General features: G+C 61.3%; 11 protein-coding genes. 2 read left to right on the plus strand and 9 right to left on the minus strand.

All coding sequences use genetic code 11. From position 1 onward, the window contains the following. Positions 1–38: 38 nt before the first annotated feature. The 4 genes from ACJ8M3_RS18980 to yegS form a co-directional block, all read right to left on the minus strand. Positions 39–1,328: an MFS transporter gene (locus tag ACJ8M3_RS18980; protein WP_047574063.1), complete on the minus strand. Its 1,290-nt coding sequence runs from the start codon at positions 1,326–1,328 to the stop codon at positions 39–41. A gap of 91 nt (positions 1,329–1,419) precedes the next feature. Continuing rightward, complete coding sequence (locus ACJ8M3_RS18985) at positions 1,420–2,436, minus strand: Zn-dependent oxidoreductase (RefSeq protein WP_197787524.1); 1,017 nt, start codon at positions 2,434–2,436, stop codon at positions 1,420–1,422. 5 nt (positions 2,437–2,441) lie between these two features. Beyond that, positions 2,442–3,656 carry a D-mannonate dehydratase ManD gene (gene manD / locus ACJ8M3_RS18990; RefSeq protein WP_047574071.1) on the minus strand — a complete coding sequence of 405 codons (1,215 nt, stop codon included), beginning with the start codon at positions 3,654–3,656 and terminating at the stop codon, positions 2,442–2,444. Positions 3,657–3,824: 168 nt separating this feature from the next. After that, positions 3,825–4,730, minus strand: coding sequence for a lipid kinase YegS (yegS, locus tag ACJ8M3_RS18995; RefSeq protein WP_033644066.1), 906 nt, complete (start codon positions 4,728–4,730; stop codon positions 3,825–3,827). A 29-nt stretch (positions 4,731–4,759) separates the two neighbouring features. Between yegS and ACJ8M3_RS19000 the strand changes: the two genes are divergently transcribed. Continuing rightward, complete coding sequence (locus tag ACJ8M3_RS19000; RefSeq protein WP_127897175.1) at positions 4,760–4,981, plus strand: hypothetical protein; 222 nt, start codon at positions 4,760–4,762, stop codon at positions 4,979–4,981. Between the two features lie 216 nt (positions 4,982–5,197). Here the strand turns inward: ACJ8M3_RS19000 and trhP are convergent, their stop codons facing one another. Together trhP and ACJ8M3_RS19010 are read right to left on the minus strand one after the other, a co-directional pair. Continuing rightward, positions 5,198–6,550 carry a prephenate-dependent tRNA uridine(34) hydroxylase TrhP gene (trhP, locus tag ACJ8M3_RS19005; protein WP_046897730.1) on the minus strand — a complete coding sequence of 451 codons (1,353 nt, stop codon included), beginning with the start codon at positions 6,548–6,550 and terminating at the stop codon, positions 5,198–5,200. A gap of 178 nt (positions 6,551–6,728) precedes the next feature. After that, positions 6,729–7,067 (minus strand): YegP family protein, encoded by a 339-nt coding sequence (locus ACJ8M3_RS19010; protein WP_033644064.1) that lies wholly within the window; start codon positions 7,065–7,067, stop codon positions 6,729–6,731. Between the two features lie 285 nt (positions 7,068–7,352). Here ACJ8M3_RS19010 and ACJ8M3_RS19015 point away from each other — a divergent pair, with 285 nt between their 5' ends. Beyond that, the gene (locus tag ACJ8M3_RS19015) at positions 7,353–7,535 is read left to right on the plus strand and encodes a hypothetical protein (protein ID WP_033644063.1); all 183 of its coding nucleotides are present in this window, start codon (positions 7,353–7,355) and stop codon (positions 7,533–7,535) included. Here ACJ8M3_RS19015 and baeR read toward each other — a convergent pair. The 3 genes from baeR to mdtD are packed head-to-tail and all read right to left on the minus strand — an operon-like array spanning position 7,532 to position 11,057. After that, entirely contained in the window at positions 7,532–8,248 is a 717-nt protein-coding gene (baeR, locus tag ACJ8M3_RS19020) for a two-component system response regulator BaeR (RefSeq protein WP_033644062.1), read from the minus strand. The genes ACJ8M3_RS19015 and baeR overlap by 4 nt on opposite strands. Then, on the minus strand, positions 8,248–9,630 hold the full coding sequence (gene baeS / locus ACJ8M3_RS19025) for a two-component system sensor histidine kinase BaeS (RefSeq protein WP_033644061.1): 1,383 nt from the start codon (positions 9,628–9,630) through the stop codon (positions 8,248–8,250). The genes baeR and baeS overlap by 1 nt, the downstream gene beginning before the upstream one ends. Beyond that, entirely contained in the window at positions 9,627–11,057 is a 1,431-nt protein-coding gene (mdtD, locus tag ACJ8M3_RS19030) for a multidrug transporter subunit MdtD (RefSeq protein ID WP_033644060.1), read from the minus strand. The genes baeS and mdtD overlap by 4 nt, the downstream gene beginning before the upstream one ends. Positions 11,058–11,062: the final 5 nt, after the last annotated feature.

The raw sequence follows: 11,062 nt of genomic DNA on the forward strand, positions 1-11,062 counted from the left end.
GAGAGGTAAGCAAAGGGGCGAAGCCGCCCCGCCTGGCGTTAGGGTTTTAAGATTTGCACGCCCGCCGTTGAGCGCGGCGCCTTGATCACCAGCAGCACCAGCAGCGCGCCCAGCGCGGCGACGCCGCCCGCCAGCATAAAGGCGCTGTCGAATTTGCCGGTGTTCTGCACGATGTAGCCGGTGACGATCGGCCCGATGATGCCGGAGACGCTGCCGATCAAATGAATGAACCCGCTGGCGCCACCGACCCGGGATTTATGCACTACGTCCTGGATAATCGCCCAGTAGAGAGCGCCTGTAATGTAGAGGAAGAAGATCGACACTGACATCAGCATCACCGCCGGCACCACGCTGCTGACGGTGCCCGCCAGCGCCACGCACACCGCCGCCGCCAGCAGGCTGGTGACCAGCACGATCTTGCGCGACAGCAGCAATTTGCCGGTGATGTTGAAGATTTTGTCCGAAATATAGCCGCCGAGCGCCAGCCCGACGAAGCCGACGATCCACGGGATCATCGTGGTCAGGCTCATCTCTTTGATGTTCAGGTTGTGCGCCTGCACCAGATACGAGGGGAACCAGCTCAGGAAGAAGAACAGAATGTAGTTGTAGCAGAAGAAGGCGAAGGCGGTGACCAGAATGATCGGCTGCTTCAGGTAGTAACCCAGCCCGTGCGCGGCGTCGCTCAGCGCACTTTCCTCGCCGAGGTTTTCCTGTTTCAACCGTGCGATCAGCGCCCGTTCTTCGTTGCTGACGCGCTGGCTTTTCGCCGGGTTATCCGCCACCACGAAGAACCACACCAGCATCCAGACGATGCCGATGGCGCAGATGATCATAAACGCTGGCCGCCAGCCGAACGCCAGCGCCAGATAGCCGACGATCGGCCCGGCCACCGCGCCGCCCAACGGCGAACCGGCGCTGAGCAGGCCCATGGCGGTTGCCGCCTGCTTCTTCGGGAACCAGCCGTTGATCATCTTGTTGGCCGAGGCGCAAATCGGCCCTTCGGCCATGCCGAACAGGACGCGCAGGATCAGCATCGAGTAAAAGCCGGTGGCGATCGCCGTCATGCCGCAGAAGATGGACCACAGACCGACCGCCACGCCTAACACCAGCGTCGGGCCGAAACGGTCGACCGCCAGCCCGCCGACGAAGTTGAAGATGGCGTAGCCGAAGAAGAAGCTGCCGAAGATCAGGCCGAACTGTTCGGCGTTTAGCATCAGATCCTGTTCGATCATCGGCACGGTGATCGACAGCGCCACGCGATCGAGGTAGTTGATCATGTAGACCATGAACAGCAGGAACACGATGGTCCAACGCAGGTTCTTAAACATAAAGCACTCCACTGGGTGTTGTTTTAATCGTGATGCTTCGTTGTTTGCACGGGCGGCGGGTGCCGCCCCATGCCCCGATGCTGCCGTGACGTTACTCGAACTGCAGCAGTACCTTGCAGCAGGTGCGCTGATCCCGCTCGAACATCTGCATTGCCCGTTCGACGTCGCCGGCGGGCACGCAGTGGGTGAGTAGCCGCTGCGGGTCCAGCTTGCCGTCCGCCATCCAGGCGATCACCTGCGGGAAGCGCGCGCTGTTCAGGCGCGAGGAGAAGATCGACAGCTCCTTGCTGGTGATGCTCTGCTGGGTCAGGGTGCAGGCGTCGCCGGAAAAGCCCATGATGCCGATGCGCGCCGCCGGCGAAGCCAGCGCGATCGCCTCCGGCAAAATGGCGGGGTGGCAGGCGGCATCGACGATCAGCGTCGGCTGAACGCCGCGCTGCTGCAGCGCCTGAGGCAATGCGGCCTCGGCGTTGTTGAACTCTTCATCAGCACCGTTGGCGCGCGCCATCTCCAGCCGCTCGGCGATGCGATCGACGACCCACACCTGCTTGACGCCGTACACGCCTTTCAGCGTCTGGATCACCGTGAGCCCCATCGGCCCGGCGCCGTAGATCAGCGCGATGTCGTCGGGGCGCGGTTGCAGATGCGCGGTAATGTTGGCGGCGATGCTGAAGGGTTCAATCATCGCGGCGTGGCGATCGCTGATGGTGGCCGGAACCGGATAGGCGTTGCGCGCCGGCACGCAGGCGTAGTCGCTGAAGCCGCCGTCGCGGTGCACGCCGATCACCTGCAGCGAGGTGCAGACGTTGGGGCGGCCGACCGAACAGGGATAGCAGTGGCCGCAGCTCACCACCGGGTCTACCGAGACGCGTTCGCCGAGGCGCGCCGGATCGACGCCTTCGCCCAGCGCATCGACCAGGCCGAAGAACTCGTGGCCGATCACCCGCGGATAGCGGGCGAACGGGTTATGGCCGTGATAGATATGGACGTCGGAGCCGCAGATACCGGCGAATTTCACCTTGACCCGCACCTCGCCGGCCGCCGGCTGTGGCAGCGCGCGCGTCTGCAGCGCCAGGCGCCCGGGCTGTTCTATCACGACGCTGCGCATGGTGTTTACCAGTTCCATAAAGTGCCATCCTCCAGACGCGCGACCGGCAGGTAGGCCGGTTCATAGGGGTAACGGGCCGCCAGCTTCTCGTTGAACTCGATGCCGATGCCCGGCTTGTCGCCCGGATGCATATAGCCGTCGTCGAACGTCCAGCTGTGCGGGAACACCTCGAGCATTTGCTCGGAATAGCCCATGTATTCCTGCACGCCGAAGTTTGGGACCCACAGATCGAAGTGCAGCGCCGCCGCCATGCAGATCGGCGACAGATCGGAGGGGCCGTGTGAACCGGTGCGCACCTGATACAGCGAGGCGAAGTCGGCGATGCGCCGCATGCCGGTGATACCGCCCGCGTGCGTCAGGGTGGTGCGGATGTAGTCGATCAGTTGCTCTTCAATCAGCTGTTTGCAGTCCCAGATGCTGTTGAACACCTCGCCGACGGCGATCGGCGTGACGGTATGCTGACGGATCAGGCGGAAACAGGCCTGATTTTCCGCCGGCGTCGGATCTTCCATCCAGAACAGACGATACGGCTCGGCGCTTTTACCGAAGCGCGCCGCTTCGATCGGCGTCAGGCGGTGGTGCATGTCGTGCAGCAGATGCTCGTTGAAGCCGAACTTGTTGCGCACCGCATCGAACAGTTTGGGGGTGAAATCGAGGTATTTCTCCGTCGACCACAGCTGCTCTTCCGGCCATTCGCCCTTGGTGGCCGGCTCATAGGCCTGGCCTTTGCCCTTGGCCATACCATAGGTGGTTTTCATGCCCGGCACGCCGCATTGCACACGGATCGCCTTAAAACCTTGCTCTTTATGTTTGGCATAGTCGTCGAGCACCTCGTCGATCGAGTGGCCGGTGGTATGGCAATACACCATCACTCCCGAGCGCGAGGCGCCGCCCAACAGCTGATACAGCGGCATATTGGCGGCCTTGGCCTTAATGTCCCACAGCGCCATGTCGACGGCGGAAATGGCGGACATGGTCACCGGGCCGCGCCGCCAGTAAGCGCCTTTGTAGAAGAATTGCCAGAGGTCTTCGATCCGCTGCGCGTCGCGGCCGATCAACTGCGGGCAGAGGTGATCTTTCAGGTAAGAGGCCACCGGCAATTCGCGCCCGTTCAGCGTGGCGTCACCGAGGCCGATGATGCCGTCATCGGTGGTGATTTTCAGCGTGACAAAGTTGCGCCCCGGGCAGGTGACGAACACCTCGGCGTTGACGATTTTCATAACCTTCACATCCTGTAGCTGCGGAGAGATAGCGCGAAAATACGCCATGAACTAACTACCATACAAGTATGAATTGATGAATTTGCCGGAGAGGATCACATTTGATCGCGAGTGGAAGCGGATGAACGGAGGGGAAGAAGCGGGGCGCAGCGGCTGCGCCCGACAAGGTCAGCCCAGCAGGGCGCAGTTCGGCGGCAGGCGGCATTCGATGGCCTGCGGCACCACTTCGATGCGGAAATGGCGTCCTTTGAGCGGCTCGCCGTCGAGGTTGAAGGTCATCTCATGCGGCGCGTCGATCTCCAGCCACGGCAGCGCGGCGCTGAGGATGCTGTTGCTCTCTTCGTCGTTGAACAGGGCGGCCACCAGCGCCGGCAGCAGTTCATCGGCGATCAGCAGGCGCAGCTGCAACTGCCCGTCGTTAATCAGCGCGTTGGGGCACAGTTCCTGGCCGCCGCCGGCCTGTTTGCCGTTGCCGATGCCGATCACCAGCGCTTCGCCGGCCCAGCGGAAGTCCGGCCCGCGGATTTCACAGCGGTCGGCCTGCAGCGTATCCATGCGCAATAAGCCGTGAACGAAGTAGGACACGCCGCCCAACGCCGCCTTCAGCTTCTCCGGCGTTTCAGTGGTGATACGGGTGCCGAAGCCGCCGGTGGCCATGTTGATGAAGTAGCGCTCGCCGTTGACCTTGGCCAGATCGATAGGCACCGAGCGGCCCTTGATCGCCAGCTGCAGCGCCTGCTCGGGCGAGAGGGGAATGTTGCAGGCCATGGCGAAGTCGTTGGCGGTGCCGAGCGGCAAAATGCCCAGCGCCGGCCGACCTTGCGCCGGCAGTTGCGCCAGCGCGGCGGCCACTTCGTTGATGGTGCCGTCACCGCCGCCGGCGACGACGGTGCCGACGCCGAGCCGAGCGGCTTCCGCGACGTAGCGCGCGGCGTCGCCGTGTTCCCAGGTGACGCGCACGTGCAGCGTTATCTGCTCTTCGCGCAGCCGGTTGACGGCCTGGCGCAGCTCTTCGTTGCCGGCGCCCTTGCCGTTGATGATAAGCAGTGCTGGTGCATGTGAGTGTTGAGGCATTGCCGAGCTCCTCCGGCGGAAAACCAATAATGCCTCAAGATAAACCAGCCCAGGCCGCCAAGCCATCAGAATATTCAGCTAATTCCGGTTATTTCCCATTGCGCCGTGAATATGAAGACGATGCGAATTTATCTGAATTTAACCTGACAATAAGCGCAATTTTAATGGCGGCAGGATTAATCGCTATAGCGTTATTTATATATCGATGTGGCGTTATTATTTTTATTAAAATGGATAACGGGAAAACGTAATGAGAAATAGGCGCGCCGGCGGCAATGGCGGGCCCATAAAGAAAAAGCCAGCCCAAGGGAGATTGGGCCGGCTAAGGAGGTGGTTCCTAGTATTGCTATGCAAATATTTTCGTTGTTCGTTTTAAGCAGCGTGATAGTAACCAAGCTGCGGGCACATTGATGTGATCCAATTCTAATATTTGCTAAAAATCGCCGCCGAATGACGGCGATTCATTGTTAGGCTCCGGCGCTATTTTCTTCCGCCAAATTGCGGATCAGCAAAGCATAATTGAGATCGATATCCTGCGGGATCGGCAAATAAACGATATGGCCGTTGCCCGGCGCGACCTCAATCGGCTCGCCTTTCTTATTTTGCATGCTTTCGAGGGTGAACAGCACGTTGCCGCCCGGCGTCATCATCTCGACGCTGTCGCCGAGTGAGAATTTATTCTTCACGTCGACTTCCGCCCAGCCTTCGCGGCGCACGCCGGTGAACTCGCCGACGAACTGCTGGCGCTCGGAGAGCGAAGAGCCGTATTCGTAGTTCTGCTGCGCTTCGTGCACGTGGCGGCGCAGGAAGCCTTCTGTATAGCCGCGGTGCGCCAGGCCTTCCAGCGTGGTGAGCAGGGTCGGATCGAACGGTTTGCCGGCAACGGCGTCGTCGATGGCGCGGCGGTAGACCTGGGCGGTACGCGCGCAGTAGTAAAAGGACTTGGTGCGCCCTTCGATCTTCAACGAATGCACGCCGAGCTGCGTCAGACGCTCTACGTGCTGGATGGCGCGCAGATCCTTGGAGTTCATGATGTAGGTGCCGTGTTCGTCCTCGAAGGCGCTCATATATTCGCCTGGTTTTTGCGCCTCAGACAGCATGAATACCTTGTCGGTCGGCGCGCCGATGCCCAGCGTCGGCTCGACGGTCTGCACCGGGATCGGCTCGTGCAGGTGCACGATATTGCCGGTGTCGTCCTCTTTGCCTTCTTCCGCCTTGTACTGCCAACGGCAGGCGTTGGTGCAGGTGCCCTGGTTGGGATCGCGCTTGTTGATGTAGCCGGACAGCAGGCAGCGGCCGGAGTAGGCCATGCACAGCGCGCCGTGGACGAAGATCTCCAGCTCCATGTCCGGCACTTCGGCGCGGATCTCGGCGATCTCTTCCAGCGACAGCTCGCGCGACAGGATCACGCGGGTCAGGCCCATTTGTTTCCAGAACTTCACCGTCGCCCAGTTAACGGCGTTGGCCTGCACCGACAGGTGGATGTCCATCTGTGGGAAGGCTTCGCGCACCATCATGATCAGGCCAGGATCGGACATGATCAGCGCATCCGGGCCCATATCGACTACCGGTTTCAGATCGCGCAGGAAGGTTTTCAGCTTGGCGTTGTGCGGGGCGATGTTGACCACCACGTAGAATTTTTTACCCAGCGCGTGCGCTTCGTTGATGCCCTGCGCCAGATTCTCGTGGTTGAACTCGTTGTTGCGCACCCGCAGGCTGTAGCGCGGCTGGCCGGCGTAAACCGCATCGGCGCCGTAGGCGAAGGCGTAACGCATGTTTTTCAGCGTTCCGGCCGGGGAGAGAAGTTCCGGTGTAAACATAGTGTGTCTCGGTCTGATTTCAGGTCAGCACCACGCCACCTGATGGCGCAGTAAAAGCGGGGGATTGTAGCCGCGGCGCGGCAAAAAATCAGCAGTTAACCGGATTTATTCAAGGGAGATTGATCCCGGTCAAACGGAAAACGCGCGATGGCGGCCACCGCGCGGGCGAAACGGGGGATCAGGCGCTCAAATCGCGAATATCGGTGGTCGGGCCGTTTTTAATCACCGACTGGATACCGTTTTTGGCTGCGCTTTCGGAGCTGTACATTTCGCTGACGCCGATCACCTGATGGTTCTTGGCCTTCAGCACAAAGTAGGGCTGGTTGCTGGTGCTGTGCTTCAGCTCAAACTGCGCTTCATGCGGCGAATTGGTCTGCACCGAGGCGATGCCGTTCTCCGCCGACGCTTTGCTGGCGTACATCTCGCTGGCCAGAATGATCTCGCCGTTACTGGCTTTCAGGTTGAAGTGGTACTGTCCGTTCTTTGCTTTTTTCAGCTCGTAATGACCGATTGCCATGGTTCTTCTCCTGTAGGTTCCGATTCGTGATGTAAGTGTAGCCAATCGCTTGAAAATCGGTGGCTAAACCTCACAGCAGCTTAGTCGAAAAAATGCGCAATTTTTTTGCGCCGGCGCGGAGTTTTCGCCCGAGAAGCTCGGCGCCGCACGGGAAGCTAAGGGAGGGGCGGTGATTGCGCAGCGCAGTATTTGGGACGTCTAAGCCGTGGAACACTCGCGATTTCATCTTGGCGGGTTCACCTTGCAGAGATAAAATAGGGCAAATTTTGCACAGGAGCGCCAAGGATGGAAAAAATCGAACGGTCAGTAGGAAATGATAAAAGCGAGGGCAGCGATAAAGGTTGGGAGCCTCTGTTGAGAATGATCGCTAACACAGCCCTACCACACGACTTCCTGCTGTCGGATGAGCGACAACAGGGTGTGGCTGACCGCGCGCCTTGGTGGAACGCGGTCGATTCTCTCCCCTAAACCCCATTCACCAGCCGGCAGGGTTCGGCTTCCCAGCGGTAACCGACGCCGTATACCGAGCGGATAAAGGATTTTTGCCCGTCGATCAGCTCCAGCTTGCGGCGCAGGTTTTTGATGTGGCTGTCGATGGTGCGGTCGGTGACCACCCGATAGTCGTCATACAGGTTGTTCAGCAGCTGCTCGCGCGAAAATACGTTGCCCGGCTGGCTGGCCAACGTTTTCAGCAGGCGGAACTCCGCCGGCGTCAGATCCAGCAACTGCCCCTGATAGCTGGCCTGGAAACGCGGTTCATCGATGTGCAGCAGGTCATCTTCCCGCGCATTCTCCTGCGGCCGATAGCTGCGGCGCAGGATGGTTTTCACCCGCGCTACCACTTCGCGCGGGCTGTAGGGTTTGCAGATGTAATCGTCGGCGCCGATCTCCAGCCCCAGCAGGCGGTCAATCTCTTCGATTTTCGCCGTCACCATCACGATCGGTACGTCGCTGAAGCGGCGCAGCTCGCGGCACACCGTCAGCCCATCGGCGCCCGGCAGCATCAGATCGAGCAAGATCAGCGCCGGCGGATGCTGGTGCACGGTCGGCACCACTTCGTTGCCGTTGGTCAGCCAACGGGTGGCGTAGCCCGCCGCCTGCAGATAATCCACCAGCAGCTGGCCCAGCTTGGGCTCATCTTCAACAATCATGATCTGCACGGGTTGATTCTGAATGTCCATCAGGGCGCCTTATTTTTTATCGGGGTAGCAAATTCTACTGTAATGCGCACGCCGCCTAAAGGCGAATGCTCGGCGCGGATTTTCCCGTCGTGCGCTTCCACGATGTTGTGGCAGATCGCCAGCCCTAATCCGGAACCGCCGCTGGCGCGGTTGCGCGAGCCTTCCGCCCGGTAGAAACGTTCGAAAATGCGCGTCAGTTGCTGATCGCTGATGCCTGGCGCGCTGTCCTGCCAGCAGAGGGATAGCCGCCCCGGCTGCAGCTCGGCACTGATTTCCAGCCGGCCGCCGGCATCGGTGTAGCGCAGGCTGTTTTCCAACAGGTTATTGAACAGCTGATTCAGGCGATCGGGATCGCCGAACAGCGGCGCCTGGGGCGGCAGATGGGTGACGATCTCCAGCCCTTTGGCGCGAAAGCGCTCGCGGAAGGCGGCGACGGCGATCTGCAGCAGATGCACGCAGTCCACCGACGATTTGCGATAGGCCAGCGCGCCGAGATCGGAGAGCGAAAGCTGGTGCAGGTCGTCGACCAGTTTGGTCAGGGTGGACACCTCGGCCTGCAGCGAGCTGAGCGACGCGGGCGTCGGCTGGCGTACGCCGTCCTGCAGCGCCTCCAGCTCGCCGCGCAGCACCGCCAGCGGCGTGCGCAGTTCGTGCGACACGTCGGCCATAAAGGCGCGGCGCATCTGTTCATTTTTCTCCAGCGAGGTGGCCAACTGGTTAAAGTCGTGCGCCAGCCTGCCCAGCTCATCCTGGCTGCTGACCGCCACGCGGGCGGTGAAGTCGCCCGCCGCCAATCGATGGGTGCCCGCCACCAGGCGTTTAACCGGGGCCAGCATGCCGCGCGACAGTAGCCAGGTCACCGCCGCCGCCAGCAGGGTGGAGAGCGCGACGATGATCCAGCTGGTGCGGCGCTGCTGGCGATCGAAGTTGATGTCGGTATTGCGCGTCAGGCGTTCGACCGGGGTAGTGAGCACCCAACCGACGATCTCGTTGTTGTAGCGGATCGGGTGGCGCGGCCCCTCTTTCGGCAACGGGCCGGAATGCCCGACCAGCCGATTGAACTGGCTGTCCACCACCCAAAACTGGGTGCGCCAGCCCTTGGGCGGCAGGTTGTGGCTGCTGTCGCTGTTCTGCTCGAACGAACGCATGATTTGGTAGACCACCTGATCGTTGTTGCGCAGGAATATCCAGTTGCCATGATGGCTGTACTGCTCCTCCAGCGCTTCGCTCAGCATGTTGATGCGCTGCTCGTTACTGCTCTTGATGTAGTCGATAAAACCGCGCTCAAAGCTGACGCGCACCCCCCAGTGCATGGTGATCAACACCAGCATGCAGGTGGCGAAAATGGCCAGGAACAGCTTCCCGGTAATGCCTATCTTCATTGCAACCTCGTTGAGCCGGTGCCCGGCTCTTTGGCCAGCGTGCGGTTAGGCGCGCTATCCGCCGGCACGCGCGCGAAGGCCAGCGCGGGCAGGGCGATAATCAACGCCATACAGCAGTAGCTGTAAATAAATGCGCTGTGGATGGCCGGGCTGTCGGCCACCGCCTGGTGATGGGCGAAGCTGCCGATCAAGATGCCGGCGACGCTGACGCCGAGGCTCATCGACAGCTGCATGACCATCGACAACAGGCTGTTGCCGCTGCTGGCCAGCCGGTCCGGCAGGTCTTTCAGCGTCAGGGTATTCATCGCCGAGAAGCGCAATGCGTTGACCATCCCCTGGAAGAACAGTATCACCGGCAGCAGCCACAGCCAGCCGAGCATCGCCGCCAGCAGGAAACTCAGGCTGACCAGCGCCAGCAGCAGCGTGGCGGCCACCAGCACGTTGCGGTAGCCGAAGCGGTTGACCACCTGCACCACGATGCGCTTCATGCCCATGCTGCCGATGATCATCGGGATCATCATCAGCCCGGCGTGGAACGGCGTGAAGCCCATGCCCACCTGCAGAAACAGCGGTGTCATGAACGGCAGCATGCCGCTGCCGATGCGCCCCAGCAGACTGGCCAGCAGCCCGATCTTGTAGGTCGGGGTGCGCAGCAGCCGCAGCGAGAACAGGGCGCGGCTATTGCCGTAGGCATGCCAAACATACCCCAACAACGCCGCCGCGCCCAGCGCCACCAGGCCGGCGATGGCGCCGCCGGTCAGGCCCATGCCTTTGTGGCCGTCGAGCGCCAGCGTCAGCGACGCCATGCCGATCGCCAGCAGGAAAAAGCCGCTGAGATCGAAACGACGGGTCTGCATTTGGTAGTTGGGCATCAGCAGCAGCGTGGCGATGGCGCCCACGATGCCCACCGGAATATTGATCAGGAAAATCCAGTGCCAGCTGGCGTATTGCACCAGAAGTCCGCCCAGCGCCGGCCCCATCAGCGGACCGATCTGGCCCGGCAGCGTCACGAAGGTCATCGCCGCCATGTACTGCTCGCGCGGCACGATCTTCATCACCGTCAGGCGGCCGACCGGCACCATCATCGCGCCGCCGATGCCCTGAAGCACGCGCGAGGCGATCAGCTCGTTCAGGGTTGCCGAGCGGGCGCAGAGGAGGGAGCCGAGGGTAAACAGCACGATGGCGCTGAAAAACACCCGCTGTACGCCGACCTTGTCCGCCAGCCAGCCGCTGGCCGGCAGCGTCACCGCCACCGTCAGCACATAGGCGACGATCACCGACTGCATGCGCAGCGGGTTCTCCCCCAGGCTGGCGGCCATCGAGGGCAGGGCGGTATTGACGATAGTGGTATCCAGCGTCTGCATAAAGAAGCCGAACGCCACTATCCAGAGTTGCCAACGTACCGTGGCGGTGTGTTTCATCAGCATCGGTC

Source organism: Serratia sp. CY55921 (genome assembly GCF_052167655.1).
In the GTDB taxonomy this organism is placed as follows: domain Bacteria; phylum Pseudomonadota; class Gammaproteobacteria; order Enterobacterales; family Enterobacteriaceae; genus Serratia; species Serratia ureilytica.